This window comes from Flagellimonas marina, assembly GCF_042651185.1.
GTDB lineage: Bacteria > Bacteroidota > Bacteroidia > Flavobacteriales > Flavobacteriaceae > Flagellimonas > Flagellimonas marina.
In genome coordinates, this window is sequence record NZ_JBHSCL010000004.1 from 1,349,929 (window position 1) to 1,369,344 (window position 19,416).

General features: G+C 41.4%; 17 protein-coding genes. 11 read left to right on the top strand and 6 right to left on the bottom strand.

Annotated elements, in window-relative coordinates:
• Positions 1–89: 89 nt before the first annotated feature.
• The 7 genes from ACFOWS_RS09665 (at position 90) to ACFOWS_RS09695 (ending at position 8,044) form a co-directional block, all read left to right on the top strand.
• Positions 90–1,556: a circularly permuted type 2 ATP-grasp protein gene (locus ACFOWS_RS09665; protein WP_379763942.1), complete on the top strand. Its 1,467-nt coding sequence runs from the start codon at positions 90–92 to the stop codon at positions 1,554–1,556.
• Between the two features lie 7 nt (positions 1,557–1,563).
• Positions 1,564–2,511 (top strand): alpha-E domain-containing protein, encoded by a 948-nt coding sequence (locus tag ACFOWS_RS09670; RefSeq protein ID WP_379763944.1) that lies wholly within the window; start codon positions 1,564–1,566, stop codon positions 2,509–2,511.
• Positions 2,512–2,549: 38 nt separating this feature from the next.
• Positions 2,550–3,413, top strand: a complete 864-nt coding sequence (locus ACFOWS_RS09675) for a transglutaminase-like domain-containing protein (protein WP_379763946.1) — start codon at positions 2,550–2,552, stop codon at positions 3,411–3,413.
• 52 nt (positions 3,414–3,465) lie between these two features.
• Positions 3,466–4,561, top strand: a protein-coding gene (gene prfB, locus ACFOWS_RS09680) for a peptide chain release factor 2 (protein ID WP_379763949.1) whose coding sequence is annotated in 2 segments (ribosomal slippage) — positions 3,466–3,528 and positions 3,530–4,561 — 1,095 coding nt in all. Because the reading frame shifts where the segments join, the coding sequence is not laid out codon by codon here.
• Between the two features lie 61 nt (positions 4,562–4,622).
• The gene (arsC, locus tag ACFOWS_RS09685) at positions 4,623–4,964 is read left to right on the top strand and encodes an arsenate reductase (glutaredoxin) (protein WP_379763951.1); all 342 of its coding nucleotides are present in this window, start codon (positions 4,623–4,625) and stop codon (positions 4,962–4,964) included.
• Between the two features lie 24 nt (positions 4,965–4,988).
• A complete protein-coding gene (locus ACFOWS_RS09690; protein WP_379763953.1) occupies positions 4,989–5,456 on the top strand; it encodes a hypothetical protein in 468 nt (155 codons plus the stop codon).
• A 101-nt stretch (positions 5,457–5,557) separates the two neighbouring features.
• Positions 5,558–8,044 carry a TonB-dependent receptor domain-containing protein gene (locus tag ACFOWS_RS09695; protein ID WP_379763956.1) on the top strand — a complete coding sequence of 829 codons (2,487 nt, stop codon included), beginning with the start codon at positions 5,558–5,560 and terminating at the stop codon, positions 8,042–8,044.
• 59 nt (positions 8,045–8,103) lie between these two features.
• On the opposite strand, the gene ACFOWS_RS09700 is transcribed toward ACFOWS_RS09695, so the two are convergent.
• Complete coding sequence (locus tag ACFOWS_RS09700) at positions 8,104–8,277, bottom strand: hypothetical protein (RefSeq protein ID WP_366588818.1); 174 nt, start codon at positions 8,275–8,277, stop codon at positions 8,104–8,106.
• Positions 8,278–8,416: 139 nt separating this feature from the next.
• Here ACFOWS_RS09700 and fumC point away from each other — a divergent pair, with 139 nt between their 5' ends.
• Positions 8,417–9,814 carry a class II fumarate hydratase gene (gene fumC, locus ACFOWS_RS09705; protein WP_379763958.1) on the top strand — a complete coding sequence of 466 codons (1,398 nt, stop codon included), beginning with the start codon at positions 8,417–8,419 and terminating at the stop codon, positions 9,812–9,814.
• Between the two features lie 74 nt (positions 9,815–9,888).
• Here the strand turns inward: fumC and ACFOWS_RS09710 are convergent, their stop codons facing one another.
• Positions 9,889–10,776 (bottom strand): hypothetical protein, encoded by an 888-nt coding sequence (locus ACFOWS_RS09710; protein WP_366588812.1) that lies wholly within the window; start codon positions 10,774–10,776, stop codon positions 9,889–9,891.
• Between the two features lie 163 nt (positions 10,777–10,939).
• Between ACFOWS_RS09710 and ACFOWS_RS09715 the strand changes: the two genes are divergently transcribed.
• Positions 10,940–11,737, top strand: coding sequence for an MBL fold metallo-hydrolase (locus ACFOWS_RS09715; protein ID WP_379763961.1), 798 nt, complete (start codon positions 10,940–10,942; stop codon positions 11,735–11,737).
• A gap of 67 nt (positions 11,738–11,804) precedes the next feature.
• On the top strand, positions 11,805–12,512 hold the full coding sequence (locus tag ACFOWS_RS09720) for a hypothetical protein (protein WP_379763963.1): 708 nt from the start codon (positions 11,805–11,807) through the stop codon (positions 12,510–12,512).
• Positions 12,513–12,520: 8 nt separating this feature from the next.
• On the opposite strand, the gene ettA is transcribed toward ACFOWS_RS09720, so the two are convergent.
• The 3 genes from ettA to ACFOWS_RS09735 all read right to left on the bottom strand — a co-directional run bounded on the left by ettA (position 12,521) and on the right by ACFOWS_RS09735 (position 15,477).
• On the bottom strand, positions 12,521–14,212 hold the full coding sequence (gene ettA / locus ACFOWS_RS09725; RefSeq protein ID WP_379763965.1) for an energy-dependent translational throttle protein EttA: 1,692 nt from the start codon (positions 14,210–14,212) through the stop codon (positions 12,521–12,523).
• 33 nt (positions 14,213–14,245) lie between these two features.
• Positions 14,246–14,422, bottom strand: a complete 177-nt coding sequence (locus ACFOWS_RS09730) for a CAL67264 family membrane protein (protein WP_231562643.1) — start codon at positions 14,420–14,422, stop codon at positions 14,246–14,248.
• Positions 14,423–14,493: 71 nt separating this feature from the next.
• On the bottom strand, positions 14,494–15,477 hold the full coding sequence (locus ACFOWS_RS09735; RefSeq protein WP_379763967.1) for a Gfo/Idh/MocA family protein: 984 nt from the start codon (positions 15,475–15,477) through the stop codon (positions 14,494–14,496).
• A 66-nt stretch (positions 15,478–15,543) separates the two neighbouring features.
• Here ACFOWS_RS09735 and ACFOWS_RS09740 point away from each other — a divergent pair, with 66 nt between their 5' ends.
• Complete coding sequence (locus ACFOWS_RS09740; protein WP_379763969.1) at positions 15,544–17,172, top strand: acyl-CoA carboxylase subunit beta; 1,629 nt, start codon at positions 15,544–15,546, stop codon at positions 17,170–17,172.
• On the opposite strand, the gene ACFOWS_RS09745 is transcribed toward ACFOWS_RS09740, so the two are convergent.
• Entirely contained in the window at positions 17,173–19,341 is a 2,169-nt protein-coding gene (locus ACFOWS_RS09745; RefSeq protein ID WP_379763971.1) for a TonB-dependent receptor plug domain-containing protein, read from the bottom strand.
• Positions 19,342–19,416 lie beyond the last annotated feature (75 nt).

Sequence of the window (19,416 nt, forward strand, 5' to 3'; positions counted from 1 at the left end):
TTGCTTGATTCATTTTTATTCTGATGGATTTTTAACTGCTATTTATTTCATAAGAGACTGAAAATCCCTATTTTACCTAAAAACAAACTATGGGGTCAGCCACGGATAAAACCATCTTTTCAAGTTATGTGCGCAAAGATGGTCTTTTTGATGAAGTCTTTAAGAACAACGGAGATGTCAAATCCGTATACCAGAAGCTTTTAGACCTCTATGGATCCAGGTCCATTGAGGATTACGTCAACCTGAACACCAAGGCAAAATCGTCTTTTTTTAACCAAGGCATCACGTTTCAGGTCTATGGCGATAAGCAAAGTCAGGAGAAAATTTTTCCATTTGACCTTTTTCCTAGAATAATCGACACAAAGGAATGGGAAATCATAGAAAAGGGAGCCATTCAACGAAGTTTGGCCCTGAACCATTTTTTATGGGATGTCTATCACGATAAGAAAATTGTGAAAGATAAAATAGTACCGATTGAACTGCTAAGTTCATCTCCCAATTACTTGCATCAAATGATGGATGTGGACCCACCGAGCAAAGTGTACAATCATATTTCAGGAACAGATATCATTAAACATTCTGACGGCAATTACTATGTTTTGGAGGACAATATCCGATGTCCTTCGGGGGTAAGTTATGTCATCTGTAACCGTACTGCCCTTAAACGGGCTCTTTTTGGGGTATTCAATCATTACAAGACCCACACAGTGACCAATTATGCGGAAAATTTGCTTCATCTTTTGGAAAGTGTGAAGCCTTCCGGCGTGGATGTACCGGTTTGTGTGGTAATTACGCCCGGTATGTTTAATTCTGCATATTATGAACACTCCTATTTGGCCAAGGCCATGGGTGTGGAATTGGTGGAAGGGCGCGACCTTTATGTTGAAAACGACTTTGTCTACATGAAGACCACCCAAGGTCCTGTTCGTGTAGATGTGGTATACAGAAGAGTCGACGACCTATTCATAGACCCTATGGAGTTCAATCCCGATTCCACATTGGGCGTTCCTGGGTTGTTTGCTGCCTACCGAAAGGGGAATGTGACCATTGCGAACGCACCGGGTACCGGGGTAGCCGATGACAAGGCCATTTACACCTATGTTCCTGACATCATTAAATATTATTTGGATGAGGAGCCCATCCTTAAAAATGTGCATACCTATCATTGTAGCCGACCTGATGAATTGAAATATGTTCTGGAGCACGTAAAAGAGTTAGTAATCAAACCTGTTGATGAAGCTGGCGGGTATGGAATTTCTATTGGAAATAAACTGACCAAGGATGAGATCGAAAAAGTAAAGGCCGAGGTAAAGGCAAATCCTAGAAAATATGTGGCACAACCTATTATGTCGTTATCTGTTCACCCTACCTATATCGATGAAAAAGAATCTTTTGAGCAACGGCATGTAGATTTACGAACCTTTACGGTCCTAGGTCATGACGAACAGTTTGTATTAAAGGGTGGTCTTACCCGAGTAGCACTAAAAGAGGGCAATTTGATCGTAAACTCATCTCAAGGGGGTGGATCTAAAGACACTTGGGTATTAAAGAAATAAGAACTTTATGTTAGCACGAGTAGCCAATAATTTATTTTGGATGGGAAGGTATATTGAACGGGCAGAACACGTGGCCCGTTTTATGAACGTAAATTACTTTTCATCCTTGGATGCCCCCAACCAATTATCACAATCCAGACAGTTTGTACTGCGTTCCATGCTGTTCATGGTGGGTGACCCAGTGCATGATGATTCCATAAAGTTAAAGGAGGATGAAGTGCTGTACAACATTGGATTGAATCCTGAAAATAACTATTCCATCATCAGTAGTATTAAGGTAGCTCGGGAAAATGCGAACAGTTCCCGTGATTTGATTTCCACCGAATTGTATGAAAGTCTCAACAAGTTCTATCATTTTGTGATGAACTACCCTACGGAAACCTTTGTTAAGACCAATCTATACGATTTTACAGTGAACATTACGGAGATGACCGCTGTACTCCGTGGAAAAATTCGGGGTACCCTGTTACACGATGAAGTGTACGCTATCATCATGATGGGTGTGAACATTGAACGGGCCATACAAATTACCCGGATCATCAACACCAAATACAACGATGCCCTCATGGCCAAAGGCAGCTACGGGGATACCATTGGCAATAGTTTTGAATGGACAACCTTGCTTAAATGTGCTGAATCGTATGATATGATGCGCCGACTTTACAAAAAATCGCCCAACAGCATGTCTACCTTAGAGTTCTTGATTTTGAACGGAAGGTGCCCGCGTTCCTTTATGAACTGTATCAACCAAGTATACGACCATATTTTGGAAATTGATAAAAAAGTGGAATATGCCAAAAGCTCCACCGCCTTTATGGTTGGAAAAATTCGCGCGGAATATGAGTTCAAGCAGATTGAAGAGATACATGACGACGTACAGGGCAACCTTGATGTGATCCTTAACAAAATGTTCAAAATTAGTGAGAACATGGAGAAAGAATTCTTCCACTACTAGGGCAATTTAACTAACTTGGTCCGATTGAAATTTTGCCCATGTTCTATGAATATGAAATAGATTATGACACCCAAAACTCTTACGAAAAGGGGCTAAAAGAGGCATTTTGGCAGTTTTTGGTCATCCCAGAAGAGAATGATACACAAGAAGTAACCTATTGGCATTTTGAAAATGATTTGGGCGAACGAAACAGCGTTTCGGTAAATGGCCTAGGGTTTAAAACCGTTCAGGTCCGCTCTAAAAAGGAGATTGGCCACATCGAATTCAATGCGCATTTTAAGCTCGTAAAAAAAGAAATCAATCCGTTTGATTTTGAACTTCCGTTGGATTCAAAAAAGGAATTTGAAGAACTCCAAAGTTTGGATTTTAGAGTTGATCATGAGCCATTCCTAAGAAATACTCCACTGACCCATCTTCCGGAACAGTACGCATCCATTTATCTTTTTGATAATAAAATTTCCATTTTTGAGAATCTACAAGCATTGAATCAGTGGGTTTTTGAAAAAATCTATTTTAAACCCGGCGTTACCAGTGTAGACACCCTCATGGAAGAAGTCATTGAAAAAAGAAATGGGGTATGCCAAGATTTCACTCATTTATTCTGTGCCATCGCCAAGAAGAATGGCGTTCCTGCTCGGTATGTTTCGGGCTATTTGCACCAAGGCAGTGGATTTTTCGGGGATTCCCAAATGCATGCTTGGGCAGAGGCTTTTGTGCCCAATGTAGGTTGGATAGGGTTCGACCCCACCAATAACCTTTTGGTCAATCACAATCATATAAAAGTGTGCCATGGTAAGGATTATACTGACTGTGCTCCCCTTAAAGGTGTGGTCTATACCCTTGGAAAGAATGAGACCAAATACTCCGTATCGGTAAAAGCGGCCCAGCAACAACAGCAATAGATTATTTATAGAATGTGGTGAAAGAAACTTACTTTTGCCCAAAATTGAATACATGGTAACCACAGATCAGCAAAAAGATCTTATTGAGCGCCTTGGTGCGTTAAGGAGGTATCTTTGACATCGATGCCAAACTCATTGAAATAGAAAACGAGGAAGAGAAAACCCTCGAACCCAATTTTTGGGACAATCCACAGGAAGCCCAAAAACAAATGCAATCCCTTAAATCCAAGAAAAAGTGGGTGGAGGAGTATGAATCTGCCAAAACCTTGGTGAGCGATCTTGAGGTGTTGTCCGAATTCCAACAAGCTGGGGAAGTTTCCGAAGATGAAGTGACCCAACAATACACAAAAGCTCTGGATCTCATTGAAAATTTGGAGTTCAAGAACATGCTCTCTGATGAAGGGGACGAGCTTACTGCGGTGCTACAGATAACGGCGGGTGCGGGAGGTACGGAAAGCTGTGACTGGGCTTCCATGCTCATGCGCATGTATTTGATGTGGGCCGAAAAGAACGATTACAAAGTAAAAGAACTCAATTACCAAGAGGGTGATGTGGCTGGCATAAAGACAGTAACTTTGGAAATTGAGGGCGAATTTGCCTTTGGATGGCTCAAAGGTGAGAACGGGGTACACCGATTGGTGCGCATCTCCCCTTTTGATAGCAATGCCAAACGGCATACCTCATTTGCCTCTGTGTATGTGTACCCATTGGTGGACGATACTATTGAAATTGAAGTGAATCCGTCCGATATAGAGATTACTACGGCACGTTCCAGTGGAGCTGGTGGTCAGAATGTAAATAAAGTGGAAACTAAGGTACAACTCGTACACAAACCCACTGGTATCCAAATTTCATGTTCTGATTCCCGTTCCCAACATGATAACCGAGCAACGGCCATGAAAATGCTAAAGTCTCAATTATATGAGATTGAACTTCGGAAAAAGCAAGAGGCCCGAGCTGAAATAGAATCGACTAAAATGAAAATTGAGTGGGGCTCTCAAATCCGTAATTATGTGATGCATCCCTATAAATTGGTGAAAGATGTACGAACCGGAGAGGAAACTGGAAATGTGGACGCTGTAATGGATGGTGATTTGGATGCATTTCTAAAAGCCTATCTGATGATGATGGGGCAAAAAGAAGAATGACATCAGACATCAGACATCAGACATCAGACATCAGACATCAGACATCAGAAAATAATTAAAAATGATTAGAATATACCATAATCCTAGATGTAGAAAATCCAGGGAAGGACTGGAAGTATTGGAACAATCTGGGCAAGATTTTGAAATCGTAAAATATTTAGAAGAAATTCCATCTAAAGATGAACTAAAGACCTTAATAGGGTATTTGGGCATGGCTCCAGAGGAGTTGGTTCGCAAAAATGAAACCATTTGGAAGGAGAAGTACAAAGGAAGAACACTTACAGATGATGAGGTGATATCAGCTATGGTGGAAAACCCTAAATTAATTGAGCGCCCCATTGTTGTAAAGGATAAAAAAGCCGTGATTGGCAGACCTTCAGAAAAAATCAATACCTTGCTATAGTATTACGAACGTATTCATTAGGCCATGAAAAGTTTACAGACCCTCGTTTTCTTAACCTTTTTGACCACAATGCTATCCATTGGTGACCTAGCGGCGCAATATGGTTATGAATCTCCCTATGGAAACCGCTATGGAAGGCGCCAAAGTACCATACCCAGGGCCCAAGAAACCCCAAAAGAAGTGGAACCACCTACGGCCGAAGAGGTGGTGGATCAGCAAATGCCGTCCATATCCGAAGCACTTGGCCTCAATCCTTTTGAGGAGGCAGTGGTCCGTACCACATTGTTACAGTCTGTTCAACAACGAATTGAATTGCAAATTCTGCAACTGGAGCCCCTTAAAATGAAAGAGGAATATGAGAAGGTTTTGAAAAAGCAAAATGATGAATTAAAGGCTGGTCTTCCCGAGGATAAGTACAACGCCTTTATTGAGCTTCAAGAAAACAGTTTTAAACCCAAAAAGAAGAAGAAAAAGAAAAACAAAAAAGATTAACAATTCATTAAGGTCATTCACGGGATCAAGTGTGTTGTTGACGGGTATTAATTTCAGTTCTTCTTTATTTCCTATCAACTTTGCTGGTATAAAACCAAACTATGCAAAGAAACATTGTACTGCTGTTATTTCTTACGTTTATTTCAGTAGGAGGCCAAGCGCAGCAGAGTCCGAACTCCATTACCATTTCTGGAACTGTAATTGACCAAGATTCCGGTCAACCCTTGGAATACGCAACTTTTGTTCTTCAAGAAGCGGGAAATCCAGACAAAGTAACTGGAGGAATCACAGATTTGGACGGAAATTTTGAAATTGAAACCGCTCCCGGTCAATACAATATCCGCGTAGAATACATTTCGTACAAAACCTATTCTCTTAACAATCAGAGTTATACATCATCCACAAATCTAGGTAATATTATCTTGGCTCCCGATGTGGCCCAACTACAAGAAGTTGAGGTTGTTGGGGAAAAAACTACCGTTGAGGTACGTCTGGACAAAAAAATATACAACATTGGAAAAGATATCACCACAAGTGGTGGTAACGTCAGTGATGCCCTAAACAACATTCCTTCTGTTTCTGTTGATGTGGAAGGTGGCATAAGCTTACGAGGGAATGAGAACGTCCGCATTTTAATAAATGGGAAACCCTCTGCGCTAGCTGGATTTGGTTCCACCGATGTTCTACAACAGTTACCTGCTGATGCAATCGAGAAAGTAGAGGTCATTACCAGCCCATCTGCACGATATGATGCCGAAGGAACCGCCGGAATCCTTAATATTGTTTTGAAAAAAGAAAAAACATTGGGTATCAACGGCTCTGTGAATGCAACAGTTGGATACCCGTTCAATGCCAGGGCCACTACCAACTTCAACCTGCGTACCGATAAATTCAATATTTTTAATACCCTTGGTTATTTCCACAGGGAATCTCCCGGGAATGGATATAGTGACAATACCTATTCCCAAGGCGAATTTGACCGAATTATCGAGGATCGCGATATCAGCAGAAATGATGATGGCTTTAACCTTAACATTGGAATGGAATATTTCCTTACGGAAAAGTCATCCATAACCGGAAGCTTCTTCTACCGTATTTCTGATGAAAATGATTTAACCGAAAACGACAACCAGCGTTTTACAAATGCTACCTTGGCTAGTCGTACCTTTAGAACCGAAGATCAAGGGGAAGATGACAGTAGCTATCAGTATTCGTTCAACTACACGAATAACATCAACGATGATGGTCATAAATTGACAGCAGATTTCCAATACTCTTACGATGACGAGTCGATTTTAACGGTAATCCAAGAAAACAATACCGTTCCCAATACAGATTTGCTGGCCTTAGAAAATATCTACGAAGATCAGACCCAAGATGATATACTGGCTCAAGTGGACTACGTTTTGCCCATTGGCGACGCCCAATTTGAAGCAGGATATCGTGGGACTTTTGAAAAAGAGGTCAATGATTACCAGTTGGATCAATTTAACTTGGACACAGAAGAGTTTGAAACCAACACAGACCTGACCAACATCTTTACGTATCATGAAAATGTAAATGCGGTCTATACCCAATACGGTAATAAATTTGGAAAATTTTCCTTTTTGGCGGGATTGCGACTGGAAAACACAGAGATGAGAGGTGGTGTTGATTCGGATATAGACAGCGAAGCCTTGCAAGAGATTCTTGGCGAGGATGTGGATTTGAATTTTGACAAGAAATATCTTGGACTTTTCCCCACCATTAACCTGATCTACGAGTTTGGGGAAAACCAAAACCTTTCCCTTGGCTACAATCGAAGAATCAACAGACCCAGAGGATGGTTTATCAATCCATTTCCCTCCAGATCTAGTAGAACCAATGTATTCCAGGGAAACCCGGATTTGGATCCTGCTTTTGCCAATGCTTTTGATTTAGGGTACTTGAAGCGCTGGAGCAAGTTAACATTTACATCATCCATATACTATCAACGGGAGACCAATTCGTTTGAGCGTATTCAGGAGGAAACGGGAGAGGTTACTTCAGATGGTATCCGAATCATTCGTTCCATTCCAATCAACCTTTCCACCAATGAACGTATTGGAGCCGAAGCAGGTATGCTGTACAACCCTACAAAATGGATGCGTTTGAATGGTAGTTTCAATTTCTTTCGATTTACTTCCGATGGAACCTTTAATGGTGTAAACTTTGGTGCGGAAAACACAAGTTGGTTTGCACGGTTCAGCTCAAAATTTACCTTGCCCGCCAAGATAGATTTTCAGGCCAACTCGTTTTACATGGGTCCCCGCCAAAATGCCCAAACAGATACCAAAGGAATGTTCTCTTTGAACTTGGCCATGAGCAAGGACTTATTCAAGGATAACGCCACTATATCCTTGAACGTAAGTGATGTATTCAATTCTAGAAGGCGCCAATCGTTTACAGAAACCCAATTCTTTACTTCAGACAGTGAGTTCCAGTGGAGGGTGAGACAGGTCAACCTATCATTAATTTATCGATTCAATCAGCCCAAGGAACGCAGACAGCGAGGTGACCGAAATGGTGGTGACGATGATATGGAAGGTGAAGGTCAGTTCCAAGGATAACGATAGCAGTAGAAAAGAACCCGACGAAAACAAAAAAGAAGCCAAATTGGCTTCTTTTTTTATTCTTCAAGCTTGGCTCGTTTGGCCTCGCGTCTTTCTTTAAACATTTCTCGAAGGTTACCGATCAACCAATAGGGTACTACAAAGGTCAACAAGAAAATCATCAACCAAAAACCAATGGTCAAAATCGTTAAAAAAGCTAAAAAGCCTAAATACTGGTCAAATTCGAACATTATACTATCCTTTTTGTTGAACAAAGATACTTCCTTATTGTGAAAAAATACAAATCTGACTTTAAAAAAGTGTATTTGCCATTAACAACTACCATATAATTTTATGAACAATTACCTTTGTGGGTATAAATTTTGAAAAATGAGTTTTAGGATTGAAAAAGACACCATGGGCGAGGTAAAAGTGCCCGCGGACAAATATTGGGGAGCACAGACAGAACGTTCCCGCAATAATTTTAAGATTGGACCTTCTGGTTCCATGCCTTTGGATGTAGTTTATGGATTCGCTTATTTAAAAAAGGCCGCTGCCTATGCCAACCATGAACTCGGTGTGCTTGCTGTGGAAAAAAGGGACCTGATCGCCCAAGTATGTGATGAAATTCTGGCAGGGGAATTGGACGACCAGTTTCCATTGGTTATTTGGCAGACGGGTTCTGGTACACAAAGCAATATGAATGTCAATGAGGTGATTGCCAACAGAGCCCATGAAATTGCCGGAAAAAAGATTGGGGAAGGTGAAAAAACCATCCAACCCAATGATGATGTCAACAAAAGTCAATCCTCTAATGATACGTTCCCTACGGGAATGCACATTGCGGCCTATAAAAAAATTGTAGAAGTCACTATTCCAGGTGTTGAACAGCTCAAAAATACCTTGGCCAAAAAGTCCAAGGAATTCAAAGATGTGGTGAAGATTGGCCGTACCCATTTGATGGATGCAACTCCCCTAACCCTTGGTCAGGAATTTTCTGGATATGTGGCTCAATTGGAATATGGCCTGAAGGCTTTAAAAAATACCTTGGCACACTTGAGCGAGCTTGCGTTGGGCGGAACAGCCGTAGGAACTGGTCTCAATACCCCAAAAGGATATGATGTTTTGGTAGCCAAATATATTGCTGACTTTACAGGAATGCCATTTGTGACGGCTCAGAACAAATTTGAAGCCTTAGCAGCCCATGATGCTATCGTTGAAAGTCACGGCGCCTTGAAGCAACTAGCGGTTTCCTTAAACAAAATTGCGAATGATATTCGGATGATGGCGTCCGGACCGCGCTCTGGTATTGGGGAAATCATCATTCCAGCCAACGAACCGGGAAGTTCCATTATGCCAGGAAAGGTCAACCCGACCCAATGTGAGGCCATGACCATGGTGTGTGCCCAAGTGATGGGTAACGATGTCGCTGTTAGTGTGGGTGGTACCCAAGGCCATTATGAACTGAATGTATTTAAACCTCTAATGGCTGCCAACATTTTGCAATCAGCACAACTGCTTGGCGATGCTTGTGTAAGTTTTGATGAGCATTGTGCGGTAGGCATTGAACCGAATCACGAAGTAATCAAAAGATTATTGAATAATTCGTTGATGTTGGTCACCGCTTTAAATACCAAAATTGGGTATTACAAAGCAGCTGAAATTGCCAATACTGCCCATAAAAATGGAACCACGCTGCGTGAAGAAGCCATTAATTTAGGTTACGTTACCCCTGAAGAATATGATGCGTGGGTAAAACCAGAGGATATGGTGGGGAGTCTTAAATAATTTAATCAGAATTCAATCCATAAAAAAAGCCCGTTCTGTTGAACGGGCTTCCTTATTTAAATGGATAGTGTGAATTATTTCAATTCAAATTTAGAAGTACCCAACAATTTCAAATTGTTGTCATATACATTCACCATGTAGTTTCCGTCTTTGAAATCATCAGCAGGCTTGTTGATGTAATCACAAACGTCCAAAGAACTGTTCTCATAATAGAAGTTAGTTGCTTTGCTATACGTGATGGAAGCACCTTCCTCAGTAGATTTAGTGAAACTATCACCCAAAACATTTCCTTGAGGACCAAGAACTTCAATGAAGAACTCTCTGTCACCAGCTTCAGCAATTACGTTATCAGCAATGGTAAAGCAAACTTTGAACTTATCAGTAGCTCTAGCTCTAGAAGTAGAAACCAATTTTCCACTGTTTCTTTCTTTCACAGCATCAACACTGATGGTAGAAAGGTTAAGGGCAGAACCTCTTTCAACGGCATCGGCCAATTGCGTGTTCTGTACAATCAAAGAATCGTTAAAAACAGTTTGTTTCTCCAATTCGGTGAATGTACTGTCTCTTTGCATAGCCAACAAGCTGTTGGATTGCGTCAAAGAATCTACTTGCTTCAATAGTTTTTCACGTTCAGCTTTAAGAACACTTACTTGTCTTCTGTATCTTGAAAGTGAAGCAATATCAGCTTTCATACCTTGTACAGAGTCGATATACTTTGCGATGTTGTCTCTTGCAGCAACCAATTCTTCATTGGTAGCATTGCTTTCCAAAATAGCTTTGTCGTACTCAGATTTCAAATTGTTCAAATCCTCAACTACCAACTCCTTTTCTTGCGTTAAAGCTTGAGTTGTCTTTTTCTTGTCTTGATAAAGGCTTACGGTATAAATGATAGTTCCCAAAAGAACCACACCCAATAAACCAGCAATCACCTTCAAACTGTTGTTATTTTTTGTTTCAGTCATAACTTTTTGTATTAATTGATTCTCGTTTAGGTTTTTTAATCAATCGTGTTTGGTTTATATACGCTTTAGATCATGATTTGGATTATTTGGGTTGAAATAATCTCGAAAAAAATCTTCTTTATCCTTGATATGCCTTAATTTTAAAGGAATTCAAAAGAAAGTCATGAAAAGAAATTTTATATTGATGGTCATTGCACTGGCACTCACCATCGCTTGTAAACCGAAAAAAGAAGAGAAAAAAGATACTGCGGAGGTTGATACCCAAGTGGAAACTGAAGCACCGGCAAAGGTTAATATCATACCTATTGAGCATGCTACTGCAGTTTTGGAGTGGAATGATACCACAATATATATTGACCCTGTTGGAGGTAAGGCTGCTTTTGAAGGTCAAAATTCTCCCGACTTGATTTTGATTACCGATATCCATGGAGATCACCTTAGCCCAGAAACTCTGGAAGAGCTCAATCCGGAGAAAGCCATCATCATTGTTCCACAAGCAGTTGCTGACGAAATTCCGGAAGAATTTGCACTTAAAGCCGCCATTGAAATTATGGGCAATGGGGAATCCAAAACATTTTCCGGTGTTACCGTAGAAGCTATCCCCATGTACAACCTGCGTGAAGAAGCTAAGGATTTTCATGTAAAAGGAAGAGGAAATGGTTACGTGTTGACACTAGGTGATGAACGCATCTATTTTTCAGGGGATACGGAGGATATTCCAGAAATGCGTGCATTGGAAAATATTGACAAGGCCTTCGTATGTATGAATCTTCCGTATACCATGACCGTGGAAAGCGCGGCAGATGCCGTTTTGGAATTTCAACCAGATGAAGTTTATCCGTATCACTTTAGGGGACGTCCAGAAGTGAGTGATGTGGCCAAATTCAAACAACTGGTCAATGAAGGAAATCCAGACATTGAAGTGGTTCAATTGGATTGGTACCCCAATGATGAGTTTTGATAGAATAAAATAAAGGTACTATATTGGCGTTAAGGTAACAGACTATAACCAAATCAAATACTTGACCATGGCTCCCAAATCCCGTGTTTTAGTACTTGTGGCCGTACTTTTTGCCATAAATGCTACTTTCTCCCAACAATGTGATAATTACTATTCCAAAGTGACGTATGCCCTAAACCATTGCAAAAAAGCAATGGAGGCCACCAACTTTGAGCACCAAATGTATTATGCAGAACGTGCTTTGACCGCTCTTGAAAAAGCAGATGATTTCAAAGGTGATTGTGTATGCAAAAAGGCGTACGACAAAGCGTATGACACCAAACAAACTTTGAATAAGGCCATAGAACCCGTTGATTGGGAAGCTGGTCGCTTTTTCACTAAAAAAGCATTGGCCCAGGTCAACGAACTCATTACTTTTTTAGATGAGTGTACCCTTGGGGTTTCATCTGATGTTACCGTAGCTGATAGCGACAATACCACAATGGTGCATGAAGCCCATGCTGAAGAAGCTTCCACTCAAAATAAAACAGTTGTTGCAAATGACAATTCCATGGAACTTGAGATGATCAAGGTCTTTGAGAAGCACGCCAAAGATAAATTAACTGCCACCGAAAAGGCCGTTGCCCAATTGGTGGAACTCTCAAAAACCATTGGCACAAATACAACTAAAGGGAACAACGACCCCAACAGTTTGGCAGCTCACCAACAAGCTTATTTAAGAAAAGCTAAAAAAATCCTTGAGGAAGGCATCAAAAATCTCGGAGGAGAAGAATAATTCCTCAATTACCGAATCAATTTTTTATACTTGATACGCTTGGGCATGATATCCGTTCCCAAGCGTTTCTTTTTGTTCTCCTCATAATCAGAGAAAGAACCTTCAAAGAAATACACCTGCGAGTCGCCTTCAAACGCCAAGATGTGGGTACAAATCCTATCTAAGAACCATCTGTCGTGGGAAATGATCACTGCACAGCCTGCAAAGTTTTCCAAACCTTCTTCCAAGGCGCGAAGTGTATTTACATCCAAATCGTTGGTAGGCTCATCCAGCAGCAATACGTTTCCTTCTTCTTTTAAGGTCATGGCGAGATGAAGTCGGTTTCTTTCCCCACCGGAAAGCATACTTACCTTTTTGTTCTGCTCGCTTCCAGAGAAGTTGAACCGACTCAAATAGGCTCGGGAATTAACTTGCTTCCCTCCCATCATTACCAATTCTTGTCCATCGCTGAAGTTTTCCCAAATTGATTTTTCGGGGTCGATGTTGGAGTGGCTTTGGTCCACGTAGGCCAATTTAGCTGTGTCCCCAACAATAAACTCCCCTTTATCGGGGGTTTCTTCGCCCATGATCATTCGGAAAATAGTGGTTTTACCAGCTCCGTTGGGACCAATAATGCCAACGATTCCCGCTTGTGGCAAATTGAAGTTCAACTCTTCATACAGTAATTTATCACCATACGCTTTGCTTACACCTTTTGCTTCAATCACATTGGTTCCCAATCTAGGTCCATTGGGAATGTATATCTCCAACTTCTCTTCCAGTTGTTTTTGATCTTGACTGAGCAGCTTATCATAATTCTTTAAACGAGCTTTTTGTTTGGTCTGCCTTCCTTTTGCCCCTTGACGCACCCAATCTAACTCGCGCTCCAAAGTTTTCTGACGCTTGGAAGCTTGTTTGCTCTCCTGGGCCAAACGTTTGGCCTTTTGATCTAACCAGCTGGAATAATTGCCTTTCCATGGAATACCTTCTCCTCTGTCCAACTCTAAAATCCAGCCAGCTACGTTATCCAGAAAATAACGGTCGTGCGTTACGGCAATGACCGTTCCTTTATATTGTGCCAAATGATGTTCCAACCAATGCACAGATTCTGCATCCAAGTGGTTGGTAGGCTCATCCAACAATAGCACATCGGGTTCTTGCAACAACAAACGGCATAACGCCACCCTTCTGCGCTCCCCACCAGACAGTACTCCAATTTTCTTGTCAGATTCTGGAGTACGGAGGGCATCCATCGCGATTTCCAGTTTTGTATCTAGTTCCCAAGCGTTGGACGCATCAATCTGGTCTTGAAGAGCTGCTTGCTTGTCCATCAACTTCTGCATCTTGTCCGCATCCTCATAGACTTCAGGCAGACCGAACATATCGTTGATTTTATTGTATTCATCCAAAATGGCCACGGTTTCGGCAACACCTTCGCGCACCACTTCCATTACGGTCTTGTTCTCATCCAACTGGGGTTCCTGCTCCAAATAGCCAACGGTGTAGCCCGGAGAGAAAACAACATCACCTTGATAGTTTTTATCGACACCCGCTATAATCTTCAACAAGGTGGATTTACCGGAACCGTTGAGACCCAAAATCCCAATTTTGGCACCGTAAAAGAAGCTTAAATAAATGTTTTTGAGTACAGGGGTGTTGGCCGTTTTAAAGGTCTTGGTAACCCCAGACATTGAAAAAATGACTTTTTTATCGTCTGACATGTAGTTGTTCTTTAAATTGAAAAAAGGGAGAATCTAAACCCGGCCCTTGAGCGCGTTGAATACCCAAGCCACAGCAAAAAATCCGATACCTACCGCACCAAAACCGTAACCTGCAACTTCATCATATTTGAAAGCTCCAAGAGCTATCATTCCTATTCCTACAAAAATCATGATCCAAGTGGCCCAAGCGAGCACTGTGTTTTTGTTCATTCCCATATAAATCGTTCAGAAGAGCCTCAAATATCGTAAAAAATGAAATAATCCAAAGAATTGAATCGGGTTTATCCCTCAAAAGGAAAGGTAATTCCGCATTTTTCACGAATTGAGTCCAATAATTCGGCTACATCCAAGCTGTTTTGATGTGACCAAAGGTCACTTTCCAACTTCTTGGCTTTTAAACATTGGTGCACTTCCTCAATTTCATATACAAAACCATTCCCTTGACGGGGTAGTTCAAATTCTTGGGTTTTACCATCCTTTTCCAATCTGCAGCCATCCGCTTCGTGCCATCTGGGGTGGATAAAAATCTCCCCCTTGGTACCTGAGATTTCGGCTTCCATTTTGGATTTACTGGTCAAACCACTGTATAAAACGGCTTGCGCATTTTCATAATGAAATAACATGGACGTTTGCAACTCAGTCCCATTTTTATGAAAGTTTGATTTGGCCATAATTTCTCTGGGCATGCCCAAAATCAAATAGGCCAAAAAGATAGGGTAGATTCCAATATCGAGCAGGGAGCCTGAAGCCAACTCTGGATTCAACAGTCTGGAATCCATACTTCGGTTCAATGCATAAAATGCAAAGTCGGCATGGAGATAACCTACTTCCCCTATGGTTCCGTCATCCACCATTTGCTTTGCTTTCCGCACTGATGGATTAAATCGGGACCAAAGACCTTCCATCATAAAAACACCATTTGCTTTGGCCGCAGCAACAATTTCCTCTACTTCTGCTCTATTAACACCCAAGGGTTTTTCACAAAGTACGTGCTTACCCGATTCTATGGCCTGTATGGCCAAATCCTTATGAAAATTATGTGGTGTGGCCACATAGACAATATCCACCGTATCCGAATTGAAAAGCTCGTCATAATTTCCAAAAACATTGGGGATATTGTATTTATCCGCGAATTGCTGCGCTCTATCCAAACTTCTGGACGCCACGGCGGCGACATCTGCATCCGGTACAAGCTTTAAGTCTTCGGTGAAATCAGTGGCAATTTTTCCAGGGCCCACAATGCCCCATTTAATTTTTGTGTCCATATTCCATCAAAAGTAATGATTATAACTCCTTATCTTTAACCAATAGCAAGAAATTGAATAAGACCTATGGATATAGACTTCAACAAAAATGAAGACCATAATAAGTTGATGCTCTCTGACCTTCGGAAGAGATTGGCCACAGTAAAGCTTGGGGGCGGTAAAAAGCGCATTGAAAAGCACCATGAAAAGGGCAAAATGACGGCCCGAGAGCGAATTGATTATCTGTTGGATGCCAAATCTCCATCCATTGAAATTGGAGCATTTGCAGGAGATGCCATGTACGAGGAACACGGAGGATGCCCATCTGGTGGTGTTGTGGTGAAGGTAGGCTATGTGAAAGGCAAGCAATGTGTAGTGGTTGCGAATGATGCAACGGTAAAAGCTGGCGCTTGGTTTCCAATCACGGGCAAAAAGAACTTACGAGCCCAAGAAATATCCATTGAAAATAAACTCCCCATCATTTATTTAGTGGACAGTGCAGGGGTCTATCTGCCCATGCAGGATGAAATCTTTCCGGATAAAGAACATTTTGGTCGGATTTTTAGAAACAATGCCGTTATGAGCAGTATGGGGATAACCCAAATTGCTGCGGTCATGGGTAGTTGTGTCGCCGGTGGTGCTTATTTACCTATCATGAGTGATGAAGCTTTGATCGTGGACAAAACGGGAAGTATTTTCTTAGCGGGAAGCTATCTGGTAAAGGCTGCCATTGGGGAGAGCATTGACAATGAGACTTTGGGAGGTGCCACCACACATTCGGAAATCAGTGGGGTGACGGATTACAAGGCCAAGGACGACAAGGATGCCTTGGACAAAATCAAGAATATTGTTGATAAGATAGGGGATTTTGAAAAGGCTGGTTTCAATCGTGCTGAACCTAAAACACCATCGGAAAATCCAGAAGATATTTATGGAATACTGCCTGCTTCGCGAAGTGGCCAGTACGATATGTTGGAAATCATTAAACGATTGGTTGATAATTCCGAATTTGAACAATACAAGGAAGGCTACGGTAAAACCATTTTAACAGGCTACGCTCGAATTGATGGTTGGGCCGTGGGTATTGTCGCCAATCAACGGAAGGTCGTGAAAACCAAAAATGGGGAAATGCAGTTTGGCGGCGTTATTTATTCAGATTCTGCTGACAAAGCCACCCGATTTATTGCGAATTGTAACCAAAAGAAGATTCCGTTGGTATTCCTCCAAGATGTGACTGGTTTTATGGTGGGCAGTAAGAGTGAGCATGGTGGAATTATTAAAGATGGCGCCAAAATGGTGAACGCGGTGAGCAACTCTGTAGTGCCCAAATTCACCATTGTTATTGGAAACAGCTACGGGGCTGGCAACTATGCGATGTGTGGCAAGGCGTACGACCCAAGATTGATTGTAGCCTGGCCAAGCGCTGAACTCGCCGTGATGAGTGGAAATTCAGCTGCAAAGGTGTTATTGCAGATTGAAAAAGCCTCTTTGGAAAAAAGTGGTCAACCTATTGATGCTGAAAAGGAGAAAGAACTTTTTGATAAAATCAAACAACGTTATGACCACCAGATATCACCTTATTATGCTGCAGCCCGCCTTTGGACCGATGCCATTATTGACCCTTTGGATACCCGTAAATGGATTTCAATGGGGATAGAGGCGGCCAATCATGCACCGAGCGATAAAAAATTCAACATGGGGGTACTTCAAGTGTGATTATTCTACGGTAAACCGAGCCAATTCTTGCTCGTCCCCAGGTTCTTGTAGTCGAATCATAAAGTCTTCACTTTTTTGATTGGGCTTTCCAAAATTGTATTGTACCGTACATTTTAGGAATGTGGTCGCTTTATTCGCTGGCGTTCGGTTACTGGAATAGGTAGCATTCAATATCCATTCACCTTTGGTGTCCGACCCCACAATTTCAAATTGCTCATTGGAATTTCCATTTTGGATTTCTTCCAAAATTCGATTTCGATCGCCCACTTCGGTGTGTTCCCAAGTGAAAAATCGTTTTTGAGGGTTTACAAATTGCACTGAAAATTCAGCATCGGGCACATTCCAATCCAGAATCAATCGCGCATTATACGTAACATTATTGCGGTATTTGGCATCAACTTCATCAATTTTCAAATTTATTTTTTCCCGATTGACCATATTGCGTATTTCCGTACCCACCACTTTCTCCATAGACCTAAAATTCAACTGCGGGTTGGCTTCTCCGGTTACCATTCCATTTAAAATGGTGAGTGCTTCCTGGGTGTTCTCGGCATGCTTGTGGGCCATTGCCACATCAAAATAAGACTGCACCTTATTGGGGAACAGGGCCATTTTTTTATCGGCTGCAAATACGGCCATATTGTAGTTTTCCAAAACCATGTATTTTAAAAACATAGCTCGTAACGCTTCATATGAAGGATTTTCCTTTTCCAAAATATTGGATAAGATACGTTCTGCTATTTCTGGGCTGGAATCGAGAAAAAAGTTGGAAACATCTATAAAATACTCTGGAACCTCACTAAAAGCCATACGCTGTTCCAAATACAAGTCATAAGCTTCCTTTACATTTTTACCCTTCTTTAAATCCTTTAGATAAGGGGTCACCAATGCCTTATTGTTCACTTTAATCTTCTCTTCATAAATGTTGTTCTTCAAACGTGCAATGTCCGTTTTTTCTCCATTTTCCTTAGCATAGGTCGCAGATTTTGAGGTAATCAAGAGCACACCGTTCACGCCAAGGCTACCATATTTATTGGTGGCGGCCAATCCCTTTAACACAGTGATGTCAGCAATGTTTTCTGGATTGATGAAGTCCGTGCTAAAAACGGTTCCACTTCCCGAATCAGATTGGCGGAGTGGTACGCCATCAATTACAATAAGGCCGTATACATTACCATATAAAGTGTTTCTTGGTCGCATTCGCACCTGACTCAAATCATCATTTTGATTTAGATTGACCCCAGAAAACTTCCCTTGGATGGCCATGTTCATAGTTGAAGCTGCATCTGGAATATCCTCTTCAGAAATTGATTGGACGGCATAACCTACTTTGTCCCTGTTCTCCTCACCATAGCCCGTTGTAATAGTTTCTTGTTCAAGCTCTGTTTTCTTCTCGCTCACCACTACTTCCTGAAGTTGAATTCCCTGGTCTTCCAATGAAAAATTAAGCGTATTGGTTTTCCCCAACACTTGCTTTTCCAATTTGTTTCCATAAGCAACGACCAAGGTGTCGCCTACCATTCCATTTATAGAAAAAGTCCCGGTCTCATTGGATTTTACACGGTTACTTTGATTTCCCTGAACATAAATTTCAGCACCCTCTAAACCAACCGTTCCGCTATAAATAGTCCCGGAATATTGATTTGGTCTTTCACTTTCAACATTTGCATTACGTTTTTCATTAAAATCCACCAAGTTTCCATTGTTCACGATCGAGAGTAGATTTAGACTTGCCTTGTCAAAACTCTCACTACTATTTATGATGAAAAGCTCTCCATTAAAATTTGGCGTACCATTCCCCAAATTTTGTTTTCCATCCGTAAAAAGGAGGACGTCACCTGAATCTACATAATTGCTGAGCGATTCATAGGAAGTGGCTCCATCATACCGCAAATCATCCAGCTTAGCTTTAATGGAGGACCAATTACCTGATACGACCTGATAGCTATCTTTTGACAATACCCTGTTGCTGAAAGTGATGACATTTACCTTCGCATTCTGAACCGTTTTAAAGTAAGTGTCCAAAAAATAATAATCCTTTTCAATATCCCGGTTTTGCATGGAAAGGGATACATCCCAGCATAGAGAAACTATTTTTGATTCTTGGGCATAGCTACCGAATCCAACTAGGAAACAGCACAATAAGACAATATGAATCCGTGATTTCATACTTCAATATATCAATATTTTGTATTCCTTTCAATATGTGCGAAGGTAGGAATGGCATTCCCCATATAATTGTAT

Bases quoted from the DNA above. Each gene is read 5' to 3' on its own strand.
- ACFOWS_RS09740 (WP_379763969.1), top strand. From the start codon at position 15,544: ATGGATATAGACTTCAACAAAAATGAAGACCATAATAAGTTGATGCTC.
- arsC (WP_379763951.1), top strand. From the start codon at position 4,623: ATGATTAGAATATACCATAATCCTAGATGTAGAAAATCCAGGGAAGGA.
- ACFOWS_RS09745 (WP_379763971.1), bottom strand. From the start codon at position 19,341: ATGAAATCACGGATTCATATTGTCTTATTGTGCTGTTTCCTAGTTGGA.
- ettA (WP_379763965.1), bottom strand. From the start codon at position 14,212: ATGTCAGACGATAAAAAAGTCATTTTTTCAATGTCTGGGGTTACCAAG.
- ACFOWS_RS09695 (WP_379763956.1), top strand. From the start codon at position 5,558: ATGCAAAGAAACATTGTACTGCTGTTATTTCTTACGTTTATTTCAGTA.
- ACFOWS_RS09720 (WP_379763963.1), top strand. From the start codon at position 11,805: ATGGCTCCCAAATCCCGTGTTTTAGTACTTGTGGCCGTACTTTTTGCC.
- ACFOWS_RS09700 (WP_366588818.1), bottom strand. From the start codon at position 8,277: ATGTTCGAATTTGACCAGTATTTAGGCTTTTTAGCTTTTTTAACGATT.
- ACFOWS_RS09730 (WP_231562643.1), bottom strand. From the start codon at position 14,422: ATGAACAAAAACACAGTGCTCGCTTGGGCCACTTGGATCATGATTTTT.
- ACFOWS_RS09670 (WP_379763944.1), top strand. From the start codon at position 1,564: ATGTTAGCACGAGTAGCCAATAATTTATTTTGGATGGGAAGGTATATT.
- ACFOWS_RS09690 (WP_379763953.1), top strand. From the start codon at position 4,989: ATGAAAAGTTTACAGACCCTCGTTTTCTTAACCTTTTTGACCACAATG.
- ACFOWS_RS09735 (WP_379763967.1), bottom strand. From the start codon at position 15,477: ATGGACACAAAAATTAAATGGGGCATTGTGGGCCCTGGAAAAATTGCC.
- ACFOWS_RS09715 (WP_379763961.1), top strand. From the start codon at position 10,940: ATGAAAAGAAATTTTATATTGATGGTCATTGCACTGGCACTCACCATC.
- ACFOWS_RS09710 (WP_366588812.1), bottom strand. From the start codon at position 10,776: ATGACTGAAACAAAAAATAACAACAGTTTGAAGGTGATTGCTGGTTTA.
- fumC (WP_379763958.1), top strand. From the start codon at position 8,417: ATGAGTTTTAGGATTGAAAAAGACACCATGGGCGAGGTAAAAGTGCCC.
- ACFOWS_RS09675 (WP_379763946.1), top strand. From the start codon at position 2,550: ATGTTCTATGAATATGAAATAGATTATGACACCCAAAACTCTTACGAA.
- ACFOWS_RS09665 (WP_379763942.1), top strand. From the start codon at position 90: ATGGGGTCAGCCACGGATAAAACCATCTTTTCAAGTTATGTGCGCAAA.